We start from the raw sequence: 26,705 nt of genomic DNA, 5'->3' as shown, positions 1-26,705 counted from the left end.
ATCAAGGTCGAATTCTTGGAAACCAATCAACCCAATTTATTTCCTAAAACGAGAGAGGAAGTCATCCGTGAAAACTTGGATCTATTCGATCTTCCGATCCGAATTTCCGCGTTGATCGAAAATATTCTTCAGGGAAATATCAGGGAGCAATCTCTGGTTTGTTGCCACAGCGCTTGCGACGTTTGTAACGCCACGATCCGAACCTGTCTTCGTAAAATCCGAAACGAACTGGAATCCGTTTGAGCGATCTTTTTACAAAGAAGCCGATTCCTCCTTTGGCTCATAAGATCCGTCCTTCTTCCTTCGACGAAGTGATCGGTCAATCCCGCGCCACCAAACAACTCGTAAACTATCGTTCTCCGGTTTCGATCATTCTCTACGGTCCGCCCGGCACCGGAAAATCAACGTTAGCCGGAATTCTTTGCAGAAAATGGAATCTTCCTTACGTGGAATACAACGCCGTTTCGACGGGAGTCGCAGAGATCAAAAAGTTATTGGAGAGAGCGGAGAGGGAAGGAACGATTCTTCTTTTTTTGGACGAGATCCATCGTTTCAGCGCTTCCCAACAAGACAGTCTTTTGAAAGGTGTGGAGACGGGTCATCTTGTTCTCATAGGCGCGACGACTGAAAATCCCGCGTTCCGTATCACAAGACCTCTTTTGTCCAGATGTCAGATTCTTAAAATAGAACCTTTGAGTTTAGAGGAACAATCCGCTCTTTTGGAAAGAGGTCTTTCCAATCTTTCTCCTCCTATCAAGCTCAGCGACGAAGCGAAGGAAACTCTGATTCGATTCTCCGGAGGGGACGGAAGAAAACTTCTTTCCAACTTGGAGGGAATCAGCTTCAGTTTTCCTCCCGAATCCGAAATTTCGAAAACCGATATCGAAGAATATTTGGAAAGCAGGGTGATCGAATACGATAAAAGCGGGGAATCGCACTACGACGTCATCTCCGCATTTATCAAATCAGTAAGAGGAAGCGATCCGGACGCCGCGTTATACTATCTTGCGGTTCTTCTCGAAGGAGGTGAGGATCCGCTTTTTATTATGCGAAGATTGATCATCCTCGCGAGCGAAGACGTCGGAAACGCTTCGGTCAACGGATTGCCTTTGGCGGTCTCCGGCTTACAGGCGCTCGAGGCGATCGGAATGCCTGAAGGACGTTTGATTCTCGCTCATGTGACAACGTTTCTCGCTTCTTGTCCGAAGTCGAACGCGAGTTATCAAGGAATCGGCGCTGCGCTTTCTTTCGTGAGAGAACACGGAACTGGAATTAAAATTCCGAATCGTTTGAGAAACGCCCCCACCTTTCTTCATAAAAAAGAAGGTGCGTCGCAGGGTTACGAATATCCTCACGACTTCGGAGGATTTAAGGAACAAAATTATTTCCCGGACGAGCTCGCACAACGACCTCCGCGTTTTTACTTTCCTACCGGAAACGGGATGGAACTAAAACTCAAAGAATATCTGGAAAAGGTTTGGGAGAAAACCCCCTGGAAGAAGGGAAGCTGATTATTTATCGTAGAGTTCGGGGCGGATTCTAAATTGTTTGCTTGCGGTTTCTAAAAAGTTGTCTTTAGTCTCTTTTTCGTTTTTTTGAGTTTGGAATTCATTATTCCGAGACGAAGAACTTCTTTTGATCGCGGAGTTCGCTTGTTTTTGTTTTGCTTCAGAGTGGAACATTTTTCCTCCTTTCGAGGATGGGACCTCTCAGGTTTAGTATTCGTTTCGTGTGTTTTAAGAAAATACTAAACCCTTTTTTTGCCGCGAGAATTGCGTTTCGATTACAAATCCGTTGCGTCCTTTTTTCAAGTCGTTCCTCGTATCTTTTTGTCGGAGTTCCGACGGACGAGGGGAGGGGAGTTTTTACTTGCGAAGATAAGGTTTTTGTGATAAAGAAAAGTCTCCCGGTGTCTTCCGCCACCGAAACTCATATGAGTCGCTCATCACCCCTCCACCCAAGATTAGGGCGGGGCGCGCAATTTTCACGGAAGTGCTTGTCGGAGTTCCGACGGACAGCTTTAAAGACTAAACGAATTCCTCTGTCAGGGATTCCAAAACTCTGTCGTTTTGTTCCGGTCTTCCGATCGTGATTCGAATCGCGTTCAATTCGTAACTCTTCAAATCCCGAAGAATGATTCCTTTTTTTAAAAGAGATTGTGCGATCGTAGTCGCAGTTCTTCCGTGCTTCCTTGCAAAAAACGTAATGAAGTTTGCGTAAGAATCTATGAACTCGATGCTTTCATCGGCCGCGAATTTCTCATAACGTCTTAATTCTTCTAAGTTGCTCTTGAGATAATTTTCTACGTGATCTTCGTTTTTCAGGGCTTCCGTTGCAGCGAGCGCGGAAAGATTTGTCACGCTAAAAGGAGGACGCATCTTGTAGATATTATCGATCAACTCTTTGTTGCCGATTCCGTAGCCGATCCTCATGCCGCCGAGACCGTAAACCTTGGAGAAGGTTCCCGTATAAAACACGTTAGGAAAAAGATCGGTTACTTCCTTGGCCGGAATGAATTTGTCCGGATCCTTCCGTTTTCCGAATTCCATATAAGCCGCGTCAATAACGACTAACGTATCGGGTGAAAGTTTTCGTAAAAATTCGTAGACTTCCGATTTTGAAAGTGCGTCTCCGACCGGATTGGACGGGGTGCATAAAAATAGAATTTTAGGCTTCACGACCTTTGCGAGATCTAAAAAAGCGTCAAGGTCGTGAGGAACCGTTTCCGTAGAATGAACTTTGGCCCCGCATTGAAGCGCGTAGATCCGATACATAGCGAACGTGATCCGATTGATTAGGACCGAATCTCCCTGAGTCAAAACGCATCTGCATGCAAAGTCCAAAACCTGATCGCTCCCGTTGCCGGGAATAATTCGATCGGGAGTTACGTCGAACTTTTGCGCGAGCGCTTCTTTCAAATCGAGATAAGAATCGTCCGGATAATAGGACATCTTGGGAGCGAAGTTTTGAACCGCTCTGATAACCTCGTCCGAACAACCGAAAGGATTTTCATTCGAACCAAGTTTGATCACGTCTTTCGGATCGATTCCGTATTCGCGGACCACAAGTTCGATCGGCTTTCCCGCTTCGTAGCTTTTGAGAGAATTGAGTATCGGTTGAAACTGGACCATCTTCTCCCATACTTTTGATTGCAAAAAAATTTGGGAATCGATTTAAGAATAATTTCCGATCGGATCCTCGAAAAAAAGAATTTGATCCGTTGGTTTTATCGGTTTTTTCCCTCTAATCTTTACGTAATCCTAAAAAAGACTCCGGTAAGAAAATGAAAGATATGCAGTTAGAACAAGAACTTATAGAAGCAAAACCGCTCACCTCTTACGATCTGAAAAACGGAGAGGCTTTACTGCAGGAAATTCTAAACTCGTTCGAAAGTTTCGATCGCGCGTTAGGCAACACAGTAAAGGAACTTTTTCCTCTGGACGAAGTTAAATAGAATCTGAACAACTTTCGCGGATCGTCTTCCAATCTTCCAATTGAATTTCCCGTCTTTGGGTTTTGATTCCTTTGGAAAAATCCTTCGCCTTTTGAATTCTGTCCTTATTATCCGGATGTGTGCTCAACCAATCTAAGATTTCAGCCGGATCCCAATTCTTCTTTTCCTCCTCTTTGGAATGTTTTTTATCCCGGTCTTTTTTATCGGAGACAAGTTTGGCCTCTTCTCTCTCGAAAAAATCGATGAACCCTTTCAAACCCACTCCCGATTTTTTAAGAATCTCAAAAGCGTTTTGATCCGCTTCTTCCTCGAACTCTCTGGAATATCTTAGAATCGCGAGAGTATTCACGATTTCGGTTATTGTTTCGAGAGAACCTATATCGTCAAACCCGAGGCCGATCGCAAGTTTGATCACGATGGAAATTCCCAAAAGACGGATCACTTGGCGGATGCCATGTCTTCTCTCCACGTGTGAAATTTCGTGAGCGAGGATCGCGGCGATTTCCTCCGGAGTTTCCGATTCCTGAATCAAACCGGAAAGAATATAAATTTTTCCCCCGGGAAGAGCGAAGGCGTTGATATCGTCGCTTCTTAATATTTTAATTTCATACTGGCCCTTTCTTTTTTTGGGAAGAATCGTCCTTGTTATTTTTTCGAGGCCGTATTTCAGCTTTCGATTTTTGCACTCGGAATAGTTGGCTTCGAAACGATCGCCAATCAGATTCCCCAAGGACTTATCCGCGGTTTCCGGAACAAAAACGTAGAGTTGATCGACTTTTGTAAAAATCAGAAAGCCGATTCCGAACGCCAAAAATCCAGCGATCAAAATCTGATATAAGTTCGGAAGTTGTAAGAATTTGGATAAAAGACCCCCGAGTCCGTCGCCGAAGGTCTTATTTCTGTTCCTTTTGATTTGTGCTGCTTTGTCCTTGGACTCGAACGTAAGAATCAGATCGGCTCCGGCGTCTTCGCCGCTTTTTAGCTCAAGTCTGTATTCGTTCCCCAGTTTTTCCAAGGAGAGAATCTGTTTATAAGAAAAATGGAATATTTCAGAAGTCGAATCCGTTGATTCGAAGACGAGTCCGGTCTCTCTGGAAATCAGATTTCCCGAGACCGGAACGGCGGATTTTCCGTCGTAGTAACGATCCGGCATTTTTCTTAATTGCCGAAAATACTTCCGATCGCCTCGCTCGCTTCCGAAATTCCGTCGGCTAAAGCGCTCGCGTTCGGATCCTTCACGCTTCGAATCAAGGAAAGATCGGGTGCGGCTTCTAAAGACAAGGAATCGAGTAAAATTCTTAAACCCCTAAGATAAGCCCAAGGAACTCCGATACCGAGTGTGAAAAAAACAAGTAATATCGAAATGAACGCGTTTAAAAATACGGTCCCACCTTTGAGTTCGGAGCGAAAAGCGGTTCCTTGAAACTTTGTGTGATTCCAGAAATAGTTATGAAGATTTGCGTGAAACCAGAAGAAATAGATTCCCGCTGTAAAGGGAGTAAATAGAATTCCTTTGAGATAAATAAAGAACAATTCGTTTCCGTTTCCTTCGTATTGAAAGTCGGCGTTTCCCAGATGGGTTTTTTCGATATAAAATTTTTCCAGACGATTGACAAACCACGCGGAATAAATCCCCAACGTGACGATCGATAACAGCGCCCCGGGAATAAAGACTCCAATCAATTCTTTTACTCTTCCACTGAATCGAAATCGAATATTGTTAAACGAAGTTCTGCTCAGAAAATATCTTTTGGAACCGATAACGACGTACGGCACGATGCATAAGAATCCAAGATAGAGTCCGATCGTAACGATCACTTTCGCCCATATTCCGATCAAGGACGCGATGTAAAAAATTCCGCCGGCGAGAATCGCTCCTAAAAGAATTAGCCCCAACCCTTTTATAAATCCGATAAAATTCTCTTTCCCGGTTCCGTGATAATCGAATCTCTGATTTTGAAAAAGAACGTGTCTGTGAACGAACTTTTGCGTATTCACCTTCGCCCAAAAATAATATACGCCGAGCGTGATGAAGGTGAAAAATATGTTCTTTAGATAGATTAAGAAAAGATCTTCCCCCTTTGCGTCGGTCGAGAATTTCTGATTTTCATTCTGCATTTCTATCTCCTAAAATTCTATTCCATTCAGAACGGAAAAGTGTCGATCGATCAAGTTAGAGAAGAATCCGATTCGTTCAAGAAAAAAATTTCATAAAAAGAGATTAAGCGGTCAGTCGCAGATAAGTCGCGGTAAAATCCTCGAAGAATTTGTTTTGATTGAGTGCATATTCCAAAACGAGCGCTCTTGATTCGTCGTTTTTCAAGAGTTCCCGATCGTTTGGAATCAAAAGCGGACCTTCGAGTCCCGCTTTCAAAAGAACGTGGAAGTAACTGTTATCGAAATAGTAGGGATTTGCCGTGAACGATTCTCCTCCCAGCCATCCGATCGTTCGAGCTCCCGAAATCGTGACCAAGTCCTTCACGTTCAGATTCATCTTTCCGAGGCAGGGCAGTTGATCTTTTTGGGTCAACATCCCCAAGGGAAGAATCTGTTTTACCGAAGCGAATGATTTGTCGGTTCTGCCCGGCTCTATTGCGATTCGCGGACCTCCCGATTTTTCGAGCGCGACGGCGCCGGCTAACGCCAAATAGTCGGCGAGAGAATAGGAGGTTCCGTTTTTTTGAAAGAAGTTCTCTTTGGCTTCGATCAGACGATCCAAATTTGTCAGGATGTCCTGGTTTTCGGGAAGGGATCTGAAATCTTGAAATCCTGCGGCGGCGCCGAGACCCAACCAGTTTTCATTTTCGTCGAAAAGACAAGCGAGGTGATAGACGAGTTTTAACCAGCTTCCGGTTTCCCGAACGAGAATGATTTTTCGAAGATAATTTCTCGCTTCTTCCCAAATATTGAGGCTCGCCTTTTTTAGAATCTCTTGGATTTCGTAGAGTTTATAATCTCCGGTTTTGCCTTTGAGTTTTGTGGAAAAAATTCTTCCTTTGCGGACCCTTCCTTTTACCTGCTCGTAAAACGATTCCGATATAAGAACGGTCGCGCCCGCCTTTTTTGTTTTGGACTCGATTCTGCTCGCCATGTTTACCGAGTCTCCGATCGCCGTAAAAGACATGTTAGCCGGATGTCCTAACTGTCCTAATATGCAATTTCCATAATGTAATCCAACGCCGATCCGAAAGGAGATATGAAAATGGGATTTTAGATATTCGTTGAGGGAATAGAGTTCGAGTTCCATTTCCTTCGCGGCACGCAACGCTCCGATACAAACTTCCTCGGGGGAACCTCCCTCGGTTCCGAAAAGCGCCATGAGTCCGTCGCCGATGTATTTGTCTATCTTGCCTCCGTGTTTTAAAACGATGTCTCCCATCTTGTAAAAATAACGATTGAGAATGTGGATTACGTCGTATGGAAGATGAGATTCCGAAAAACTCGTGAAGTCCCGAATATCGCTAAAAAGGATCGCGATTTCTTTTTCTTCACCCGATATTTCCGCTGAGCCGGGAATGGTAAGATTGTAGTCTTCGTCGTCCAACACGATTCTTCTTACTCGAACGTCGCCGAGAACCTTCGCTTGACACGCAAGTCGAACCGCCTCCGGAAAGCCTTTTTTTTGCGACAGATCCTTTTCTTTTTGTTCGGGCTTTGATAAATTGGAAGAATTTTCCAAAACTAATACGCGGCATGTGGAACATCTTGCATTTCCTCCGCAAGCGTGCGTATGAGGAATCCCGTTGGCTAAGCTGATTTCCAACAGGCTCTGAGGAGAGGATTGTTCGGGTAAACTAATTTCTCTTTCGTTTTCAAAATTAACAAGGAACATCAAAACCTTCCGGATTTCATGGGAATTTAAAAAAAATAATTGGCGTTCTACGGGGAAGAGTATAATTACAGACCCGGTTGTCAAATATAAGAACTTAGACGGTCGGGTTTGCACGTTCGACATTCAAAAAAACTAACGTGCGTTTGGGGATGAATCTCGGAAGAATCAAAACTTCCGTTTTTCTAAATCGATTCGATAAAAGCGGAAGTTTCGTTTTTTTGGAAATAAATTTCCGCACGAAAACGTTTCGATCAAATCGTATTATGTTAAACGAAACATCGTTTTAGGATCAAGAATGAACGGAAACGAAATTCCTAAGAAAGAAAGCGCAGATTCTAAACCCGTTATACTTCTGGTCGACGACGAATTGATCATACTGAGGGGACTCAAAGAACAGCTCAAACTCGCTTTCGGCAAAGAATACGATATCGAAACGGCCGAAGACGCGGAGTCCGCCTGGGAAATCCTGGAGGAATACATGGCGAGCGGGGTCGACATTCCGGTCGTGATCTGCGATCAGGTTATGCCGGGCGTCAAGGGAGACGAACTTCTGATCCGAATCCACAATCGAAATCCCGATATCAGAAAGATCATGCTCACTGGTCAGGCTTCCGCGGACGCGGTAGGGAACGCGTTGAACCACGCGAACTTATACAGATATCTTTCCAAACCCTGGGACTCGAACGATTTGATTCTTACGATTAAAGAAGCTCTTAAATCCTATTTTAAGGACGTATCGCTTCTGGATCTCAATCAAAGACTGGAGAAAACTCTTCTTTACGATCGGGAAACCGAACTCCCTAATCTGGAAAGTCTGCGGAGGGCGCTGGATGATTTGGAAGCTCGAAAAACTCCGGCCACACTTTCCGTCATTCGAATCGAATCCTCCACTTCCACTACTCACCATTTCGGCGTCGGCGTGTATCATAAGGTCCTCAATCAATTCTTAAATTCTCTTTCCGCGTTTTTGGGAAAGTCGGGAAGATTGTTTCACCTCTATCAGGACGAGGTCGCGGTTCTTTCCGATATCGAAGAAAGCAAGTTTCATTCTCTTCTGGCTGCGTTCCGAATTCTTCTTAGATCCGAATATCTGGAGGCGGACGGTATTTCTTTCCGAGTGAACGTCTCGATCGGCGTTGCGACCGACTATTCTTCGTTATACTATAAGGCGAGGATCGCGATGATGAACGCGGCTCAGAACGGTGAACTCGAACTGATGCAGTATTCCAATTCGATGGAAGAAGGGGATCAGAATCAGATCAATCTGATTCTCGGGAGGAAACTGAACGAGGCGATTAACGCCGGTAATGTGATTCCCTACTTTCAGGGAATCTACGACAACAAGCTCGAGAAAATTACGAAATTCGAATGTCTTGCCAGAATCCAGGAAGGAAACCAAGTCTATTCTCCTGCGAGTTTTATTACCATCGCGAGATCTACCGGAATCATACGGCTCTTGACTCCGATCATGATCGAAAAATCGCTGCGTTACTTTTCAAAACATCCGGACTATTCCTTTTCCGTTAATATCTCCGAATCGGATCTCGAAAAAAAAGGTTTTGCGCTTTGGGTGGCGAGTCGTCTTCAACACTATGGAGTTTCTCCGGAAAGACTGACTCTTGAAATTTTGGAGACCGACAGACTTTCCGGCGGGGACCGGGGTTTGGAAACGATCAAAGAACTCAAGGAGTTCGGTTGTAAGATCGCGATAGACGACTTCGGAGTGGATCAATCCAATTTCGAAAGATTGATGGAGATCGATCCGGATTATATCAAAATCGACGGAAAGTTCATTCAGGGAATCCACTTGAGTCAGACTCCTTTGCTTCTAACCTCTGCAATGACGGAAATGGCCCACCGAATCGGAGCGAAAGTAATCGCTGAATTCGTCGCGGGCAAAGAAGAATTTGACACGGTTCGTTCCTTAGGGGTGGAATACTGTCAAGGTTACTATATCATGGAGCCTTCCGCGGAGATTCTTCCGATTCCTATGGTTTCACTTTAAAAGAGGTTCGTCATTTTTTTCCAAAATTGACTTGCCATTATTTTTTTTCCAAATAGTGTAACGCCTTGCGTTTTTTTATCTTTCGGTCAGTCGAATAGAATAGGTGAGTAGCTCAGTTGGATAAGGCAATTCTTTTTGTAGACGATGAAGCTCTGATTCTTATGAGCATGAAATCTCAGGTGAAACGTCATCTCGGGGACGGATACCGATACGAAACGGCGTTAGACGCCGGAGAGGCTTGGCAAATCATTGAAGAGTTGGTTCACGAAGATGTTCGAATTCTTATCATCATTTCCGATTGGTTGATGCCCAACGTGAAAGGCGACGAGTTTCTGAGACAGGTTCACAGTAAATATCCGGAGATCCAAAAGGTAATCGTTACAGGTCACGCGGACGATTCCTCCATCGAAGCCCTGAAAAAAGAAATCAATCTGCGTTCTTATCTTAAAAAACCTTGGGATGAAAGAGAACTGGTTTCCACGATCACCACAGCCTTAGAAGGATAAGAATCGTCTCTGCGGTCTTTGTTCAACTCCTCGTTGGCGCAATCCGTTCGACGTCACATTTCTATATAAAATCCGTATCCGATATTTCCAATTTCAGTCCTTGACGGCGTTTGGAAACGGTCAATCCTTTGAACCGTCGACGCCGGCTAAAAAAAAATCACAGGTCTATCTTTTCATCGGTAGAAGGCGCAGGTCGACGGAAGAATTCGATATCCTCGATGTTTTAAATAAACCTTCAAAAAAAAGAAGAATTTCTTTTGATTCATAGTTTAAGAACGATCCAGAAAATGTAACAGATCAATAGAACAACGGAAGGCACGACGAAAGTTAGGACGAGAAAGATTAAACCTTCGGTTCGTCTCAATATAAAAGCGCATAGAATTGCACCGAGCCAAGAAATCATTAAGACGGAAAATGATAGTAAGAGCGCGAGAAAAACAATTCCCGCGGCTTGTTCCCCGCCCCTTCCGGAAAATGCGTCGGGGGGTTGAAACAAAGAACGTATGTAAATCGTGGTTGTTCCGGATAAAATCGCAATCGTAAATAATATAAACCACAAAAGTCGAAACCAATGTTTGGAAATAAAAGCTAAAATCCGATTCATCAGATATTCTCCAAATTAAAAATATTCAGTCCGAAAAGTAAAAATAGAAACAATTCATACGTCGAGAAATTTACGTTCAAAATTTTCATAGGATTTCAGATAACTTGCGGAATACACTCGTTTAACACGAGTATCAACGCTGAGAATTCCCAATTTCGAAGTAGGCCCTTTTAGTAAACCCGATCGGAAATCAGAAAACTGTTGTATTAAGAGAATCTAAAATTACGTCCCAACCTGTTTTCTGTAAGGGTTGAATATTTTTTAATTTTTCTATTAACTTCTCTTTCTGTTTTCTAATTTCTAAATCATTCTGCAAGTGGATCCAAAACTTATAGGACATCCCAAAAAAACTTAGCAAGTCTCAAAGACATATCGATAACGATTCTCGCTTCAGTGATAATCTACGATTGAAACATGGAGACAATGACCTTGAGAAAAACGGAATATGATTGCCTCTTGTTTATCGATTCTCGTCGAACAAAATTCTTTTTTGTCGTCTTTTAAGCGCAAAAATGATCAGAGGAGAGTGCGTAAATCTTCTTCTTTTCCCGTGTTTTTTATCAGTAATGACTTTATCAAAGATCCGCTATGAATGTCAGGAGATATTTTTCTTGAAAATTCCTCATTGAAGATTATTTAGTCTCCTTGTTTTCAAAGGATTGAATCGTTTCGAATGCGTCTCCGATGCAGATATATCTGCGTTAGAGATATAAGGATGAGAATATGGGTTACATGCAATTTTCTTAAATTAATGTAACTGCTATCGGACGTTTTCCGTAAGGATCGGAAGATAAATCTTAAACGAAGTCATACCCGGAATACTTTCGAGCCCGATTTTCCCGTCGTGCTTTTGAACGATTTTTTTTACGATATCGAGACCGAGTCCGCTTCCTTCGCCGGGCGCTTTCGTCGTAAAGAAGGGTTCGAAAATTCTTTCCTGAATTTCGATCGGAATTCCCGGTCCGTTGTCTTTGACTTCCACCATCAACTCGTCTTCCAGCTTTTTCAAGCGGATGAGAATCGTTCCTTTGAACTGCATCGCCTGCAACGAATTGTAAATTAGGTTTGTCCAGATATGAAGTAGATCGTCCGGAAAACACAGGATCGGCGCCACTTCCTCGAAATCTTTTTGCAGTTCGACTCCCTTCTTGAGTTGATTGTGATAAATCGTTAGAACGGTTTCGATCGTGTCTTTTACCGAAGCGAGGATTCTTTCTCCCGCGATGTCGAAATGAGAGAAGTTCTTGAGAGCGTATAAAATTTTCGAGATCCGATCCACGGCGATTTGTATCGTCTTTGTATTCCTGAAAAAATAAGATTCCAAGGAAGAATATTCCAATATCATTTCGGATTGTTCCAAAAGCAATAGAGGAATGAATTTTTCGGGTAAATCTCCAATCCCCATGTCGACTAACGTATCCGCGTAGGAGGCCGCGAGACGGGCGGGTATTTTACGAGATTCTAATACGTGTGCGATCGCTTTTTTACGGTTTCTCTGCTCCATCCCCGTGAAATGTTCGTTGCCCGAGATCGCCTTTTCTATAAATTCGGCGAACAATTCCCGGAGCGTCGGATTGAGCGATCCCATCGCAAATTGAACGTCCGGAAGCAGGGAACGAAATCGGTTGAGACATTCCTGTATGTTTTGATTGGAGGCCTGGACGGCTCCGATCGGATTGTTGATTTCGTGCGCGATACCTGCCATGAGTTGTCCCAAGGCAGCCATCTTTTCGGATTGTATCAGTTGGGACTGTGTTTTTTTTAAATTCTCCAGGGTATTTTCGAGTTCCGCTTTTTGTATCTCGATAAGTCTGTTTCTGACTCTGATTTCATTGTTTACGATTCTGAGTTCCTCCGCTTCCTTAAAGGGCGTAGTATCGATGACGTTGATCGAATAAAAACCTTTCCCCTTGTTGATAAACGTCCTAAGACTTACGATTGCCGGAAAAAAAATTCCGTTTTTCTTTTTAGCGATGATTTCCACTGAATCCTTTCCTCCCAAAGAAAAATTTCTTTTTCTCAGATCTTTCAAGGAGCTTCTCGATAAGAGTCGTATCAGGTTGAGACCGGCGGCTTCTTCCGCGGTATATCCGAAAAGTTTTTGAAAAGTAGGATTGGAATCGCTGATTCGAATTTCGCCTTTTTCTAAAAGTATGATTGCTTCATTCGAGAATTGATAGAAGGTCTGAAATCTCATCTCGGAAGTTTTGAGTTCTTCTTCCGCTTTTTTTCTTTCGGTGATATCTGTGACGGTTCCCACCAAGCGTAACGGTTGAGAATTCCGATCCCGGTAGAGTTTTCCTTTTGCTTCGATCCAGGCGAGTTCTTCGTTGGGAAGAATCAATCTATGCTGAAAGTAATAGTCGTCTCCCGGAATTTTTCCTGCGAGAAGATTCTGCACCGTCTTTTCTAAAAGAGGCTTATCGTCTGGATGCGTTAGGTGAAAAAGGGCCCTGAGATTGGCTTTGAACTCGGAAGGTTGTGTTCTGAATATTTGAAACGCTTTTTCAGACCAGGTAATTTTATCCTCTTTGATATCCCAGCTCCAGTTCCCCATATTTGCCGCGTTGAGCGCGAGTCTAAGTCTTTCCTCGCTATCTTTCAGCATTTCTTCGGCCTTTTTCTTTTCCGCGATGTCGATCATCGCGCCCATCATCCTGAAGGGTTGATTGTTTTCGTCGTAGAGAAAAACGCCTCTGTCTTCGACCAAAATATATTGTTCGTCCTTGGTTCTAAAACGATATGTGGAACGGAACTTGTTATGTTTCGCCATCGATTCTTCCATATCGTGCAATACCTGATCCAAATCCTTCGGATGAATGTATTCGATCCATTTGTCTATATTAAAATTTTGGAATTCTTCGAGTTTGAATCCGGTTAAAGAAAATACCGCCCCGGCCCAAGTGACTTTTCCCGTGGAAATGTCGTAGTCGTAGACGATACTTCCGGTTTGTTCCGCTACGGTTCTATATCTTTCCTCGCTTGCGATAAGCGCGCGTTCCTTGAGAACGTTTTCAGTGATGTCTGTGACGAGAAACACGAGCGATTGAATCTCGCCTTTTTCGTTTTTTACCGGGGAACCGTTAACGGAAAGATATTTGATTTCTTTGTTCGCCGTTAGGATCGCGTGTCGTATATCGTAGACCGGAGCCCCCGTCCGCATAACTTGCGTAAACGGTTGTTCTTCCTCTTTCCATTCCGATCCGTCGAGGGATCTTGCTTCCCATTGCGGTGAATCGTAGGAACGGGAGACTATGTCCGAGTTTTTAATTCCCAAAACGAATTCGGAACTCTTATTCGCGTAGAGTATTTTTCCCTTCGTGTTCAGGACCGTGATGGAGGTCGCGCTATTTTCAGTGATCGAGGAAAGAAGATCTCTTTCCTGTTTCAATTCGTCCTCCACTCTTTTTCTTTCGAGCGCGTTGATGATGATGTCCGCAAAATTTCTTAATAACTGATTTTCCAGACGATCGAGATCCGGTTCCTTTTTGGTTTCCGGATTTTCCGAACCGAATCCGAGTCTTCCCTTTAAGGTGCCGCCGATCATCAGAGGGATCGCGATATAAGATTCGAGTCCGTTTCGAATGAAAAGTTCCCGATCCGATTTTGAATCGTAAGGTAGATTCTCTTTTTTATCGATTTTTGCGATTCTTCCTGCTTTCATTTCGCCGGTAATAAAGCTGTTCGGATCGATCTCCTCTATCTGATTTAGATTTTCCTTTTGTATTCGGGCTTTCGGGTGAATCCATTCGTAGGTCGCATGTCTAGTCGTATAGTTTTCGTTATAGAGTAGGATAGTTCCTCTTTGCATGTTGAGAAATAATGCGAGTTTTTCGAGACCGGATCGGATCGTTTCCGGAATTTTGTGCGAAGGAAGATTGATGATTTCGCTTGAAACTTTTGTGGTGAGCGTTTCAAAGCCGAGCCTGTATTGAAGTAGTCTTTCGTTCTTTCTTTTTTCGCTTACGTCCAAAATAGAACCGATGATCTTTACGAGTTCTCCTTTTTCGTCGGAGATCAATTCGCTCTGATTGAGGATCGTTTTCGTCATTCCGGAAGGAGTAATAATTCTATATTCAAATTCTCGAATGTATCTGTTCAGAATCGCGTCTCGAAAATAATTACGAATTCGAGCTTTGTCGTCGGGATGGACGATTTCAAAACCGTAGATTCCTTTTGAGGACCGATTCTCCAGTTCGTAGATTTTGGATAGGTATTCGGAAACGTAAGTTTCTCCGCTTGCGACGTTGTATTCCCAGGAGCCGAGTCCCGCTAATTTTTGAGAACGCGAAAGCGCCGCTTCCTTTTCTTTCAATTCCTCTTCCGTTTTTTTTCTTCGATCGATATCCGAGTGTATTCCGTACATCTTGAGAGGTTTTCCGTCGGAATCGTAATCCTGAAGTTTTCCGACCGTGAGGATCCACTTCCAAGAACCGTCCTTGCATTTTAAGCGGAACTCACATTCGTAGACCGGACTTTCCCCGGACATGTATTTCTGCAATGCCTGTTCTGCGATCGGAAGATCTTCCGGATGGAGCAAGGATTTCCAGGTATCGACGTGCGGAGCAAGTTCGCTCAATTTATAACCTAACATTTCCGCCCAATAGTCGTTATACGTATTTCCGTTAGTCGGAATATCCCATTCCCAAAGCCCCAGTTCGCCTCCGTAGATTGCCGATTCCAGGCGTTTTTGATTTTCTTTGAGTTCGTCTTTGATCTTTTTTTGATCTCTAAAGTCGACGATGCTTCCTCGGATGAGAAGTTTTTCTCCGGGAAGAGATATCAGTCTTACTTCGCAAGGAATGATTTCTCCAGACTTGGATCTGTGAAGCCACTCAAAGGTGACTAACTCTCCTTGACTGGCTCTTTTGAGATATCCCAGGGCAGCTTCTTCGCTCGATCTTCCGTCTTCTTGAATGGGAGGACTGATTTCGACGGGACCGATCGTCTGAAATTCTTCCGGAGAATAACCGAAAAGATCCGCTGCTCTTTGATTTGCGGACTGAAATTTCCCGGTTTCCATATCCAGAATTACGATTGCATCCGGAGAATTTTCTATGATTTGAGAAATTCTCTTTTCGGCCTTTTGGAGAGAATCCTTTAAAAATTCATTTTCTTGAACTTTCTCTTCCAGCGATCGGATTCGAAGTCTGGATTCTTCCAATTCTTTTTTCAGACTTTCGAAGTCATCCGCGCCCTTAGTCATTGGAATTTTTCCGAATTGCGTATCGAGGATTTGAATACTAAATACATTATAATTTTATAATTTACTAAAGTATTTTGATTTAACGGACGGGGACGGACTGAAAAGGTTTTTGAAACCTGGCCCGGAAAACAAACTCTGTTTATTACAGCGCGCTCCGCCGATCCGATCGGCGGAAATCTCGGATAGGATTTCTCTTTTGGAGAATTCTTCGGTTCCTGTTTATGTCTTAAATGAGATTTCATGATTCTTTTCTTTAGATCCAAGAATGAGTTCGTTCGGGATTTTCAGATTTACTGTGCGATCTAAATTCAATCCATCTAAAATTCTTTTTTTCGAATTGGGATAGGATTCCATTTTGTGATTTTCGATTCCGTTTCGACCGCCGATTCTTCAAACCGTTTATGAGACGTTAGTATTTCCGCATTTCCGATCGCAGATATAGCCCCCGCGATTTATAAGATTATAGCTCTTCTTTTTTTAAGGAGTCGAATTTTTAGTGAATTTTGCTCAAAAAAGACGCAGTTTTGTCTTAAATCAAATTTGTTTCTTCGAACGATTGGATTGCTTCTCGAAATTTCGACTAATTGCGTTTCGTCGAAAGAAAATGTTTTTTCCTAGTTGATTCTTGTCTTTGATTTCTGTTTTTGTTATTCTTCCCAGGTTTGTAAAAAACATAGAACTTTGAACCGGTTTCATTTCTGCTTGATAATTTGAAAATTTGGAAATAAAAAATTGATAAGGTTGGAGACTTTATGAGGCTAAAGACGGTTCCGTTCTTTTTTATTTTTTTTCTTTTCGCTACTTCGCTTATGGCGGCAGATATCGTTCGTTTAAAAAACGGTCTGATCTACCGCGGTAAAGTGATTCTTGAAGACGATGAGAAAGTTCTTCTCGCGGAGAATGAAGACTTCATACGCTACATCAATAAGGAAAACGTGGTAAGCGTGACCTATGAAAAGGCGCAGGATAAGGGAAAGAATTCCATCGCGGCTTCCGATAAATCTTCCGCCTCTTCTAAAGAATCTACTCATACAAATCCTTACGCAGGAATCGCCGCGCCGATCGAAAGGGAACCGCCTCACGCAGGAACACAAGGAAACGATACTACGATCGACGTGACTCACGAGATCGTCTCCGACTTTATCTGGCGGGGTTTGAGTTTTTCCGGCGAGTTGGCAAACCGCAGGAGAAACGATAGTTATGCCGCGACGACATTCGTTCCTTCTTACCAGCCTACGATCAATATCAACACGCCGCTCAAAGGTTTTATGATTCAGTTTTGGGGAAACTTTCAGCTTACGGAAAGAAACGATCGGGATAACGACGGACGTTTTCAACTTTCTCCCGGAGGCGCGGGGCCCGCGTATCCCGGTCAGGGAAATCCTTTCACGGCGCCTAACCCCGATTTGGCGAACCAGAGTTGTGTTTACGACACTCAGAGTAATTTTATGAGCGGAAATTATGCGACCGGATCCACTTGCGGAGGTTTGACTCCGAGACCTTATAAGGAACAGAACGGTATGAAACGGGCCGACGGTTTATTCTACGCATTTTATTATACGTTTGAGAAAACGAGCTGGGGTAAGTTTACAGTAGGAACTTGGTTCTACAATACGTTTAACAAAAACCCCGGTTACGTTTCCGCTCCTTTGGGAGGTTATAATTCTCTGGCCGCTCAGGGCGTTACGAGTTCGAACAATACTTCCAATCAGATCACTCGGCTTGCCTGGCAGGAATACTATATCTTTTGGCAACTGCCGTTCCTTTCCTATATTTCCCCCACGATTTCTTTTTATACTCAGATGAGTCAGGAGAATGCGGGCTTGGCGGCGGGTAAGAATTATCTCTCTCTTTATATGAGTCACGAGTATTTCAGCGAGAAATTCTTTCGTATCACCCCCGCGGTCAACATCGGTTACGAAATGTCGAACAATATCGTGGACAATCGAAACGGGATACAGGATATTACGAGCAGTCTGACGTTCTTTTTCGGGAAATTTTTTATCAAAGGAAACCACGTCTATAGACCCAATCTTTATATGTATGATACGGACAATTACTATGGTGCGACCGGAGGATACGTCAACCGAAGTTCGAAGGACGGTCTGATCGTGGATCCGTCCAAGGTGAACGGTCCGATCAATCAATTCTTATTGGATCAAATCGCGAACAGTCCTTTGATTCCGGACGCGGGGGACGGATCTCTAAGACAGGCGATTCGGGAATCCTATCTTTTGCAGAAAATTCCGGCGCATTTATTCTGGTTCAGTATCGGATTTTCGCATAGCTTCTAGAAATATATAAAAGAAACATAAAGTTCAGGAACAGCATGAGCATACGGTTTAGAATTTCATTATATCTTTCCCTTATTTTATTGGCGGGTAGTCTGGCGATCACGACGATCAATACGATCACCACCTATTTTAAACTTACGGAAGATATTAAGGGTTCTTCTTCTTTGATCGCTTCGAGATACGCCTTTGAAATTCAGGATTTTTTCGACAGAGCGCTCGGAGGTTTGCGCGGGTTGGAATTTCAGCTCTCTCACGCGAGACCGACCAGGGAAGAGACGATCGAAACCTTAAAGGATCTCGCAAAAACGGATCCGAATTATTTCGGAGCCTGGTCGGTTTTCGAAGCGGGAAAATTCGATTCTAAAGACTCGCAGTATGTGAATAAACCCGGTTACGATTCTACCGGAAGATTTATTCCTTATATCAATAAGGCGGCAGGACCGGATAAACCTTTGGTATTGGAGCCCGTGATCTATTACGAAAATCAGGACGCGAGCGGTTACTTTTACAACGTTCCCAAAAAAACGGGAAGGGACTTTATAGCGGATCCGTTTGCGTATCCGGTTTCGGGAAAGGAAATTCTAATGATCTCCGTCGTAAAGCCGGTGAGAAGAAGCGGCCAAGTGGTCGGAGTTGTGGGAATGGACATCACGATGGAGAACATGCAGATGATGCTCGCTCCGATCCGTCCTTATCAGGGAGAAGGATATCTGAGTTTGATTTCTCCGGGAGGTTTTTACGCGGCGAACGGGAAGGAACCCGGTCTTGTTGGAAAAGATATTCAAGATCCTGAATGGAAGAAGAAGATTCTGGAAGGAAGCGAAAAACAGGAACTTCAAGTTCTGAAAAAAGACGGAGCCACTCATTTTTTCTACGCGTTCTATCTTGGAAATTACGACAAAAAATGGATTCTGGAAGTGAGCGTTCCCGACAGCGTTTTCTGGAAGAATTTAGGAAGAATCATCCTGGAAACCGTCGCTTCCTCTTTGGTGACGATGATCATAATCGTAATCGTATTAAATCTAATATTCCAAAAATTGATTACACGGGGAATCAATACGGCAATCTCTTTTTCCGAGGAGATCGCATCCGGAAATCTGGTCGTGAACAACGGCTACGAAAGGACCGATGAGATCGGAAAGCTGCTTCAATCCCTCGATCAGATGAAGAATAATATCAAAGGAATCATTTTTGAAATCAAGGGTTCTTCCGAATCCTTGAACTCCACTTCGGATAAGATGGCGGAGTCATCCAGGAATTTTTACGACGTCGCGCAGGAGCAAGCCTCGGCATCGGAAGAATCTTCGGCGGCCATCGAAGAACTCGCGGCTTCCGCCGAGAACGTCGGAAATTCGATGGTCAAGGCGATATCGCACATGAAGGACATCGATGGAAACGTAATTCTTCTCAAGGAACAAATCGCAAGAATCAACGAAGAGATGAAATCCCTGGCGTCTCTCGCGGGAGAATCCCAACAACAGGCGACCACCGGTGAAAGTTCGATGAACCAATCCACAAAGGCTATGGACGAGATCGGAGACAGCGCGTCGAGGATCAACGAGATTCTTTCTATCATCACCGACATTTCGGAAAAGACCAACTTACTCGCGTTAAACGCCGCGATCGAAGCCGCGAGAGCGGGGGAAGCGGGAAAGGGATTTGCCGTGGTCGCGGAAGAAATTTCCAAACTCGCGTCCCAGACTTCCAATAGCGTTCAGGAAATCGGTCAACTCGTGGACTCTACGAACCGAGCCGTGATGAACGGAACAAGCAAGGTCAAAGAGGCCTCCGGAATTCTCGCGAAGCTGCGAAGCTCGGTCGATATGTTCGGAGTATCCGCGAAAAACGTTTTGGAATCGGTCAATACGCAGGAAAAGAATACGGAGAAGATTCATCAAAGCGCGAGTTCTCTTATGAGTTTCAGCCTTCAGATCGAAGAGGCCGTCCAAGAACAAAAGCGCGCTTCCGAAGAGATAACAAAAACGATCGTGAGCATCTCCGATGGAACGCAAGAGATCGCAAGCGGAGCGGACGATCTCACGGGTTTTTCAGGAAATATGCACACTCAATCGGAAGGGCTTTTGCGTTTGATTGGCAAGTTTAAGATTTCAGAAAATGAAAATATTGAATAAAATAGTATAACGGCAAAAAAAGAAAGAAGGGGCCTAAGGTTCTCCTTTCGCTTGTCGTGTTTGATGATTAGGATCGAACCTTTGAAATTTTTTAAAATCGGATTGATCGTAGTATTTTTCCTAGGAAATCTGTTGTTTGCCGTTCGAAGAGAGAAATCAAAACTTTCCGATCTCGACACAATTTACAGTATCAGTAAAAATCTAATTTCTTGCCAAGAATTGATCGAGAAGAACTTTCCTCTTTCGGACGATAGTTTTGAACATCCGATCCTGCCCGTCTGGGCATCGACGGCCAACTCTTATCCTCGTTCGGCGATTAATAAGAATATCTTCGAATGTGCGGTCTACGCGTATGTAATAGTCAACTCGGAAGGTATATTAGAAAATTATTGTATATCTAGAAATAGCTGCGACTGTTCGGCCTTTAACGACTCTGCGGGAATGATGTTGAATACCGCTTTCTACAATCCTTGTAAGATAGACGGAGTAAGTTCGACTTGTTATCAAAAGATCAAGATTTCGTTCGAGCTTCATTAGCGATTCTGCAAAAAAAGAAATGAGCCGGGGCGTAAAAGGGCCGCTTCTCTTTTTAGGATCGGATTGGTATATTTGAATAATCTTGTGTATTTGAAAATCGTTATCTTTCTTTCATCGTTTGGCTTAACGCTAACAGAATCGAAAAGAGGTTCCTAACGTGAGCGTCCGATGAACGAAGATATGGTTACTGCAAAGCGTTCCGTCTATTCGTAAGGAAAAAAGTTTCTTTCTTTTTTAAATTCTTTACGTCGTTGCGATCTCGCAATCGAAAATCCCGCTTTACCGCTTTCTAAACTAAAGGATTGTGTGTAGTAAACTATTGCAGAGGTCCTTATGGATGCAAATTTTTGGCATCAAAGATGGAGTAAGAATGAGATCGCTTTTCACGAGCGCGAAGCCAATCCGTTCTTAGTCGCCTATTTTCACGAATTGTCCTTAAATCCCGGAAGTCGAGTGTTCGTGCCGTTATGCGGAAAGACCCTCGACATTCCTTGGCTTCTTTCGAAAGGATACCGAGTCGCGGGAGCCGAATTGAGTAAAATTGCGATCGAACAATTATTTTCCGAACTCGGGATCCATCCTACGATAACAAATCTCGGACGATTGGATCGATACAGCGCGGAAAATATCGACGTCTTTGTCGGCGATATCTTTGAGTTGTCCGAGGCGGCGCTTGGCGCCATCGATGCGATCTATGATCGAGCGGCCTTAGTCGCCTTGCCTGAGGAAATGCGGGATCGATATACAAAGCATCTGATCGTTATCACTAAAAACGCTCCGCAGTTGCTGATCTGTTATGAATACGATCAGAGCGCGATCGCGGGTCCTCCGTTTTCGATACACAACGACGAAGTGAAAACGCACTATTCCGATCGTTATCAATTGAAACTGATGGAAAGCAAGGAGGTCCCCGGAGGATTAAAAAAGGTATGTCCTGCCAAGGAAAACGTTTGGTTGTTGAGAAAAAAATAGCTTAGAACTTTTAAGAACTTCGTATATACTAAAAAAGGAATGCACTTATTGTCGGACGTTTTTTATTTTACGAGCTTTGGGTTTTTAGATTCGTCTCTAAGTAAAAAATTCCCGATCCAAGAATCAAAAAAATGTAAGGATGGAATCGGATGAATTTAACGATTAGAAACATTGTCGCGGTACTTTCTGGTCTTGTTTTGGGCAGCGCGGTCAATATGGGGATTATCATGGTCAGCGGTCATCTGATTCCTCCGCCTAACGGCGCGGATGTGACTACGATGGAAGGACTGAAGGCGTCGATGCACTTGTTTCAGCCAAAACACTTTCTCTTTCCTTTTCTCGCTCACGCATTGGGGACCTTGTCCGGATCGGCGATCACGGCTTACGTATGCACGGATCGAAAAACGGCGTTTTCCTTTTTGATCGGTATTATCTTTTTGGCGGGAGGAATCGCGAACGTTTTTATGCTCCCGTCTCCGATATGGTTTGCGGTTTTGGATTTGACGGGCGCGTATATCCCGATGAGTTTTATCGCAGGAAAAATCATCGTTCAAAAATCGTGAAGATCCGATTCTTAATTTCAAAAAGAAGAAAAAAAATTAGATCATTCCGTAAGACGCTATAATCGCCGATCGGCTTTGATCTATATCGGCGGACGCTCGATTTTTCCGAATCAAGGAGCCGATTGCGTCTAACGTATTTTTTGAAACAATCGATCTAAGAATTCTTTTTGTTTACTACAACGTTTTTCCCGGATTCCGTTTTCCATTTCGAAAACTTTCTTTTTGTCTTCGAAAATCTGCAAGCGCCAGGTCTTTTTTTGAATCTCAGTATGCACATAGGAAACGAAGGATTCTGCGAAAAAATCGTCCGCGCTGATTACCGAATAAAGAGTGGGGAAGGGAGTTTTTTCCAAGACCGGATAGATTTGATTCCATGTAGAATCCAAATCTATCGGTTTTGCGGAATAAAAGCGAACCATTTTGCGCAAAGGGAATTGAGAATCGAAGAGAGATTCCAATTCTTCTTTCCACACTCCATTAGAAAATTCAAAAGTACTAAAGTCTCTGTTTTTTTCCCTGAAATCCGGTACGACTTTTTCCCGTATCGAAATCAGATGTCCGATCTCGTGTAAGAGGATATATTCGGTCGCGTGTTCAATGTCATCGCCTAACGGCGATTCGATTTGAACGGAAATTTTTACTTTGTCCGAGCGAAAGGGAGAATTCTCCTTTTTTGTGATCCAATCGTTCGCCGTTTGGGTCAACATTCCCGTATCCAAAAAAATAATTCCTCCCACGGGGCCTTTGGAATCGTATACGAAACTTGTTAGCCCGGTTCCGCCTAAATTCCTGCAAAATACGACTCGAAAGAGAGATTCGTCCAGGATCGAATTTACGGAATCCGGTAGATTCTTTCTAACGGCGCGTAGGCGATTCTTCCAAACTTCGAGATTCGGATCGGAAATCGGAGAATCTTCAAATCCGTCGATTCGATTCATTTCTTGGAGGAAATTCTGTTCGTCAGGATCCAAACTGAAAATTCGAGTTTCCCAGTTTGGAGTGAGCGTATAACGCTCCAACTTTGTTATCTTATGATTTGAGAAGAGTTCCGCATAAGGATTATTTCCCATTGTCTGTGAAGGAGGTTTGCAAAAGAAGAATCCCAAAAATACGGACGCGATCCATAACATTCGGAAATGTTTTTCCATGATATAGCCGGGAAATAATTGCATAGGAAAGATTTTTCCAGACTGCCGGAAAAAAGTAAACCCGAATCCGGATACTCGCGATTTCCGAAAAAAAAAGAAGTATCAAACGGAATGGTTTGCGCTAATCCGGGAGCCTTATAAATTTGGACGCAAAGTTCCCAGGCTCGGGAAATTCGGTAACGATGAAGTTCTATTTCCTTTTGCCTGTGTTTTTTTTTATGACCTTATCTTCCGCCGCGGAAACCAATCCTTGGAGTCTTCCGATCCATGAAAGAATCATCAACCGAAAACACGTTTCGCATATCGTGATCGAAACCCGTGCGGATCATCTTAGAGTCACACTTTTGTTAAGCGAACGTTTTCCATATAATTATAAATCCACTTCCGGTTCTTTTTTTATCCGAGTGAATTCGGAAAAAGAAGCCCTGGAGATATCCGAAAAGCTGGACAAATATCTGGAGTCCGGTTGGAACATGAAAATTTATCTTTCCGGATCGGAAATTACTCGCTATGACTTGGATAAAACGATTCAATAGATTTCGTTCCGGCGTCCTGAATCCCTTTACTTTTTTTGATAGGGAATTCAACTACAGCGAAGCCGAGGCTTGGAAGGACCAGACCCGTATCGATCAGTCTTTTATAAGACTCGCCTTTCTTCTTCATTTTACGATGTATCCCACTCTTGCGATTCCGGAGGTTCGAAATTCGGAACGGGGAGTTCTTTACTTGGGAATCATTTTTCTCATCAACGTGATGAGTTTGGTTCTTTCCTTTCAGGAAAAATTTCTTTCCTCCGTGATTCAGATCTCGAACGTCGCGATCATCTTTCTTATGATGAATCTTTTTCACGAATCCTTTTATAGTTTTCAGGATTTGGAAAGCCTGCAGATTTATAATAATTACTTTTTACTCATTTCTCTTATCGTGATCTTTCAGATGTTTCGTCTGAAAAAAGGATCCTGTTTTTTAACCGGTGTGATCGCAATCGCTCTTCATATCTTTTTTGTTTCCATAAAAAGAATCGAACTCGGTCTGGATGATTTTCCGAGAATTCTTTTTGTTCCGGACGTAGTCTACGGACTTTGTATCGTTATAGGAACTTCATCCGTGATCATCGTAAAACGATTGATCTCGATCTCATCCGAGCTCGATCTGGAATACAAATACATCCAACAGGATCTTACGGTTGCAAAGCAGGTTCAGGAAAATCTTTTTCCCGGCAGACTCAGCATCAAAGGGATCCGGTACGAAGTGATGAGAATCACTCCGAATCATATCGGCGGGGATTTTTTCGATTTCGTTCAATTGAGGGAAGGGAACACCGGAATTTTTTTAACGGACATTGCGGGGCACGGAATCGCGTCCGCGCTGGTCGCTTCCATGGTCAAGATCATGGTTTCAACGATGCCCTATATTCTCAAAGTTCATCCTTCTCGATTGATGGATTACATCGACGATTCTTTGCAGAAGCAGTTTCAATCGTATCACGCGTCGGCCATTTATATGTTTTTGGATTTTATTTCCAAAGAAATCACTTTTTCAAACGCGGGACATCCGTATCTGATCCACGGATCCGCAAAAAAAGAATTTCATGAAATCGAAACCGAAGGCGCGATCCTCGGTTTCGGAATCAAAAAGCCGATCGCGGAACAAGTAAAACTTCCTCTCGTGGAAGAGGATAGATTCTTCCTGTATACCGATGGGTTGATAGAAAACAAAAATGAAGAAGGAAAACAGCTTGGAACGGAAGGCCTCTTAGAAATATTGAATGAGAATCGGTTCGAAAAGGATTTGATCGTCTTCAAGGCCAACGTGCAGAAGTCGGTCGAGAAATTTTTCGGAAACGTAGCACTGGAGGACGATACGCTCTTTCTCATCGTGGAAGTGGAGTAATATAAAAATGAGTGAAAAATTAATCAACGTAAACAAAGAAGGGCAAGTTGCAATTCTTACCATCCAAAGACCGTCCGCGCTCAACGCGTTGAACAAAGAAGTTCTTACCCAAATCGGTCAAGAGATCGACGCTCTTGAAAAAGATAATAATATTCGAGTGATGATTTTTACCGGAGAAGGAAAAGCCTTCGTCGCCGGCGCGGACATCGCGGAGATGAAAGAACTTGGGATCGCGCAAGGCGAAGAATTTTCCAAACTCGGAAATTCAGTATTCCAAAAGTTGCATCAATCCAGGATCGTTTCCATCGCGGCAATCAACGGATTCGCATTGGGCGGGGGAATGGAACTCACTCTCGCTTGCGACATGAGAATCGGATCCGAAAAAGCGAAATTAGGATTGCCCGAAGTTTCTCTCGGTCTGATTCCGGGATTCGGAGGAACTCAGAGACTTGCAAGGCTGATCGGATACGGAAGAGCGATCGAACTCGTTCTTACCGGAGACATGATCACGGCGGAAGAAGGTTATAGAATCGGAATCCTGAACAAGCTCGTGAAAGAGGGAGACGATCTATTAGGAGTTTGTAAAGTGATTGCGAATTCAATTTTGAAAAAAGGACCGCAAGCGATCGAAAGAGTGAAAAAAACGATTCAACAAGGTCTGGACGTTTCACTCAAGGATGGAATTTCCATCGAAGAAAAAGCCTTCGGGGCTTGTTTCGACGGAGGCCAGTCCAAGGAAGGAATGACCGCATTTTTGGAAAAAAGACCGGCTAACTTTTAGGTCCCCGGAATGTTGTAGGAACTCCTACAGAGCACTTTTTGCTTGCGTAAAGTATGATTTTGTGATAGAGGAAAGTCTCCCGTTTTTTTTCCGCCACCCACCCCTCCACCCAAGATCAGGGTGGGGCGCATGACTTTTACAGGGGACAGAGTTCCGACAAATTATGAAAGAGGGGAATCAAAAATCCGAGTCGTTTTTTTGCATTAAAAATGGAAGTTAAAAAAATAAAAGAAAGAATGTTCCTTCTAAGATTCAACCCTATTCTTATTCTCTTTTTTTTCTTAGCGGTTTCATACAACGTATCTTCGAGAGATATCGAAAAAATCACGATCTACGTGGACGAACATCCGCTTACGGTCGAGGTCGTAAATACTCCATCCGATCGCGCTCGCGGTTTGATGTATCGAAAGTCGATGGGTGAAAACGAAGGGATGCTTTTTGTTTTTTCGGAGCCGGACTATCTGAGTTTTTGGATGAAGAATACCTGGATTCCTCTGAGCATCGCTTACTTCAATCGTGATAAAAGAATTACGGACATCCACGATATGAAACCGAATCAAACGAAGGAACTCTATCATTCGAGTGAAAAAGTTTTGTATGCTCTGGAAGTCAATCAGGGGTGGTTTGCAAAGAGGAACATCGGAAAGTTCGGAGTTCTGAAAATTCCGGATCGAGTCAAGGCGAGTCAGTAATCAGGGAAGGATCCCTGATTACTTTTTTTAGACTCTTAAAGAGCTTCTGCGGTCAGCTTCGCTTCCAATTCGTTTAACGTTTTGGT

At 43.5% G+C, this 26,705-nt stretch carries 22 protein-coding genes; 14 read left to right on the top strand and 8 right to left on the bottom strand.

Annotation, left to right across the window (positions count from 1 at the left end; all coding sequences use genetic code 11):
• Window positions 1-15: 15 nt before the first annotated feature.
• Window positions 16-243: a hypothetical protein gene (locus CH376_RS16795; protein WP_100787005.1), complete on the top strand. Its 228-nt coding sequence runs from the start codon at window positions 16-18 to the stop codon at window positions 241-243.
• Window positions 240-1,511, top strand: coding sequence for a replication-associated recombination protein A (locus CH376_RS16790; RefSeq protein WP_100787004.1), 1,272 nt, complete (start codon window positions 240-242; stop codon window positions 1,509-1,511). The genes CH376_RS16795 and CH376_RS16790 overlap by 4 nt, the downstream gene beginning before the upstream one ends.
• On the opposite strand, the gene CH376_RS24295 is transcribed toward CH376_RS16790, so the two are convergent.
• Together CH376_RS24295 and hisC are read right to left on the bottom strand one after the other, a co-directional pair.
• Window positions 1,512-1,682, bottom strand: coding sequence for a hypothetical protein (locus CH376_RS24295; protein WP_165781803.1), 171 nt, complete (start codon window positions 1,680-1,682; stop codon window positions 1,512-1,514). It abuts the gene before it with no gap.
• A 345-nt stretch (window positions 1,683-2,027) separates the two neighbouring features.
• Complete coding sequence (hisC, locus tag CH376_RS16780; protein ID WP_100787047.1) at window positions 2,028-3,131, bottom strand: histidinol-phosphate transaminase; 1,104 nt, start codon at window positions 3,129-3,131, stop codon at window positions 2,028-2,030.
• 161 nt (window positions 3,132-3,292) lie between these two features.
• On the opposite strand from hisC, the gene CH376_RS24290 reads away from it, so the two are divergent.
• On the top strand, window positions 3,293-3,454 hold the full coding sequence (locus CH376_RS24290) for a hypothetical protein (protein ID WP_165781802.1): 162 nt from the start codon (window positions 3,293-3,295) through the stop codon (window positions 3,452-3,454).
• Here the strand turns inward: CH376_RS24290 and CH376_RS16775 are convergent.
• The 3 genes from CH376_RS16775 to CH376_RS16765 form a co-directional block, all read right to left on the bottom strand.
• On the bottom strand, window positions 3,447-4,607 hold the full coding sequence (locus tag CH376_RS16775) for a M48 family metallopeptidase (RefSeq protein WP_100787002.1): 1,161 nt from the start codon (window positions 4,605-4,607) through the stop codon (window positions 3,447-3,449). The two genes, CH376_RS24290 and CH376_RS16775, sit on opposite strands and share 8 nt — an antisense overlap.
• A 5-nt stretch (window positions 4,608-4,612) precedes the next feature.
• Entirely contained in the window at window positions 4,613-5,572 is a 960-nt protein-coding gene (locus tag CH376_RS16770; protein WP_100787001.1) for a YjgN family protein, read from the bottom strand.
• Between the two features lie 103 nt (window positions 5,573-5,675).
• Entirely contained in the window at window positions 5,676-7,286 is a 1,611-nt protein-coding gene (locus CH376_RS16765) for a peroxidase family protein (RefSeq protein ID WP_100787000.1), read from the bottom strand.
• Window positions 7,287-7,581: 295 nt separating this feature from the next.
• On the opposite strand from CH376_RS16765, the gene CH376_RS16760 reads away from it, so the two are divergent.
• On the top strand, window positions 7,582-9,291 hold the full coding sequence (locus CH376_RS16760; protein WP_100786999.1) for a GGDEF/EAL-containing response regulator: 1,710 nt from the start codon (window positions 7,582-7,584) through the stop codon (window positions 9,289-9,291).
• A gap of 116 nt (window positions 9,292-9,407) precedes the next feature.
• Window positions 9,408-9,797 carry a response regulator gene (locus CH376_RS16755; RefSeq protein ID WP_100786998.1) on the top strand — a complete coding sequence of 130 codons (390 nt, stop codon included), beginning with the start codon at window positions 9,408-9,410 and terminating at the stop codon, window positions 9,795-9,797.
• A 262-nt stretch (window positions 9,798-10,059) separates the two neighbouring features.
• Here the strand turns inward: CH376_RS16755 and CH376_RS16750 are convergent, their stop codons facing one another.
• Both CH376_RS16750 and CH376_RS16735 read right to left on the bottom strand, forming a co-directional pair.
• Window positions 10,060-10,401, bottom strand: a complete 342-nt coding sequence (locus tag CH376_RS16750) for a hypothetical protein (RefSeq protein ID WP_100786997.1) — start codon at window positions 10,399-10,401, stop codon at window positions 10,060-10,062.
• Window positions 10,402-11,161: 760 nt separating this feature from the next.
• Window positions 11,162-15,607: a PAS domain-containing protein gene (locus CH376_RS16735; protein ID WP_100786996.1), complete on the bottom strand. Its 4,446-nt coding sequence runs from the start codon at window positions 15,605-15,607 to the stop codon at window positions 11,162-11,164.
• 752 nt (window positions 15,608-16,359) lie between these two features.
• Here CH376_RS16735 and CH376_RS16725 point away from each other — a divergent pair.
• From CH376_RS16725 to CH376_RS16705, 5 genes are all read left to right on the top strand, one after another.
• Window positions 16,360-17,901, top strand: a complete 1,542-nt coding sequence (locus CH376_RS16725) for an LA_0442/LA_0875 N-terminal domain-containing protein (RefSeq protein WP_100786994.1) — start codon at window positions 16,360-16,362, stop codon at window positions 17,899-17,901.
• A 35-nt stretch (window positions 17,902-17,936) separates the two neighbouring features.
• The gene (locus CH376_RS16720) at window positions 17,937-20,033 is read left to right on the top strand and encodes a methyl-accepting chemotaxis protein (RefSeq protein WP_100786993.1); all 2,097 of its coding nucleotides are present in this window, start codon (window positions 17,937-17,939) and stop codon (window positions 20,031-20,033) included.
• 81 nt (window positions 20,034-20,114) lie between these two features.
• On the top strand, window positions 20,115-20,570 hold the full coding sequence (locus CH376_RS16715) for an energy transducer TonB (protein WP_125231965.1): 456 nt from the start codon (window positions 20,115-20,117) through the stop codon (window positions 20,568-20,570).
• Between the two features lie 333 nt (window positions 20,571-20,903).
• Window positions 20,904-21,542, top strand: coding sequence for a thiopurine S-methyltransferase (tmpT, locus tag CH376_RS16710; protein WP_100786991.1), 639 nt, complete (start codon window positions 20,904-20,906; stop codon window positions 21,540-21,542).
• A 149-nt stretch (window positions 21,543-21,691) separates the two neighbouring features.
• A complete protein-coding gene (locus CH376_RS16705) occupies window positions 21,692-22,105 on the top strand; it encodes a hypothetical protein (RefSeq protein WP_100786990.1) in 414 nt (137 codons plus the stop codon).
• A gap of 128 nt (window positions 22,106-22,233) precedes the next feature.
• On the opposite strand, the gene CH376_RS16700 is transcribed toward CH376_RS16705, so the two are convergent.
• Window positions 22,234-23,277, bottom strand: a complete 1,044-nt coding sequence (locus CH376_RS16700; protein WP_420843564.1) for a hypothetical protein — start codon at window positions 23,275-23,277, stop codon at window positions 22,234-22,236.
• Window positions 23,278-23,435: 158 nt separating this feature from the next.
• Here CH376_RS16700 and CH376_RS16695 point away from each other — a divergent pair, with 158 nt between their 5' ends.
• From CH376_RS16695 to CH376_RS16680, 4 genes are all read left to right on the top strand, one after another.
• A complete protein-coding gene (locus CH376_RS16695; RefSeq protein ID WP_100787045.1) occupies window positions 23,436-23,789 on the top strand; it encodes a hypothetical protein in 354 nt (117 codons plus the stop codon).
• The gene (locus CH376_RS16690; protein ID WP_100786989.1) at window positions 23,764-25,146 is read left to right on the top strand and encodes a PP2C family protein-serine/threonine phosphatase; all 1,383 of its coding nucleotides are present in this window, start codon (window positions 23,764-23,766) and stop codon (window positions 25,144-25,146) included. Before CH376_RS16695 ends, CH376_RS16690 begins: the two co-directional genes overlap by 26 nt.
• Window positions 25,147-25,153: 7 nt before the next feature.
• Window positions 25,154-25,927, top strand: coding sequence for an enoyl-CoA hydratase-related protein (locus tag CH376_RS16685; RefSeq protein ID WP_100786988.1), 774 nt, complete (start codon window positions 25,154-25,156; stop codon window positions 25,925-25,927).
• 236 nt (window positions 25,928-26,163) lie between these two features.
• Complete coding sequence (locus CH376_RS16680) at window positions 26,164-26,619, top strand: DUF192 domain-containing protein (protein WP_100787044.1); 456 nt, start codon at window positions 26,164-26,166, stop codon at window positions 26,617-26,619.
• Window positions 26,620-26,705: the final 86 nt, after the last annotated feature.

This window comes from Leptospira adleri (genome assembly GCF_002811985.1).
Lineage (GTDB): Bacteria > Spirochaetota > Leptospiria > Leptospirales > Leptospiraceae > Leptospira > Leptospira adleri.
The sequence above is the reverse complement of the archived record's forward strand: the minus strand, read 5'-3'. Positions and strand labels throughout refer to the sequence as shown.

Coding starts and splice junctions, on each gene's coding strand:
- CH376_RS24295 (WP_165781803.1), bottom strand. CDS start 1,682: ATGTTCCACTCTGAAGCAAAACAAAAACAAGCGAACTCCGCGATCAAA.
- hisC (WP_100787047.1), bottom strand. CDS start 3,131: ATGGTCCAGTTTCAACCGATACTCAATTCTCTCAAAAGCTACGAAGCG.
- CH376_RS24290 (WP_165781802.1), top strand. CDS start 3,293: ATGCAGTTAGAACAAGAACTTATAGAAGCAAAACCGCTCACCTCTTAC.
- CH376_RS16775 (WP_100787002.1), bottom strand. CDS start 4,607: ATGCCGGATCGTTACTACGACGGAAAATCCGCCGTTCCGGTCTCGGGA.
- CH376_RS16770 (WP_100787001.1), bottom strand. CDS start 5,572: ATGCAGAATGAAAATCAGAAATTCTCGACCGACGCAAAGGGGGAAGAT.
- CH376_RS16765 (WP_100787000.1), bottom strand. CDS start 7,286: ATGTTCCTTGTTAATTTTGAAAACGAAAGAGAAATTAGTTTACCCGAA.
- CH376_RS16760 (WP_100786999.1), top strand. CDS start 7,582: ATGAACGGAAACGAAATTCCTAAGAAAGAAAGCGCAGATTCTAAACCC.
- CH376_RS16750 (WP_100786997.1), bottom strand. CDS start 10,401: ATGAATCGGATTTTAGCTTTTATTTCCAAACATTGGTTTCGACTTTTG.
- CH376_RS16735 (WP_100786996.1), bottom strand. CDS start 15,607: ATGACTAAGGGCGCGGATGACTTCGAAAGTCTGAAAAAAGAATTGGAA.
- CH376_RS16725 (WP_100786994.1), top strand. CDS start 16,360: ATGAGGCTAAAGACGGTTCCGTTCTTTTTTATTTTTTTTCTTTTCGCT.
- CH376_RS16720 (WP_100786993.1), top strand. CDS start 17,937: ATGAGCATACGGTTTAGAATTTCATTATATCTTTCCCTTATTTTATTG.
- tmpT (WP_100786991.1), top strand. CDS start 20,904: ATGGATGCAAATTTTTGGCATCAAAGATGGAGTAAGAATGAGATCGCT.
- CH376_RS16705 (WP_100786990.1), top strand. CDS start 21,692: ATGAATTTAACGATTAGAAACATTGTCGCGGTACTTTCTGGTCTTGTT.
- CH376_RS16700 (WP_420843564.1), bottom strand. CDS start 23,277: ATGCAATTATTTCCCGGCTATATCATGGAAAAACATTTCCGAATGTTA.
- CH376_RS16695 (WP_100787045.1), top strand. CDS start 23,436: ATGAAGTTCTATTTCCTTTTGCCTGTGTTTTTTTTTATGACCTTATCT.
- CH376_RS16690 (WP_100786989.1), top strand. CDS start 23,764: ATGACTTGGATAAAACGATTCAATAGATTTCGTTCCGGCGTCCTGAAT.
- CH376_RS16685 (WP_100786988.1), top strand. CDS start 25,154: ATGAGTGAAAAATTAATCAACGTAAACAAAGAAGGGCAAGTTGCAATT.
- CH376_RS16680 (WP_100787044.1), top strand. CDS start 26,164: ATGTTCCTTCTAAGATTCAACCCTATTCTTATTCTCTTTTTTTTCTTA.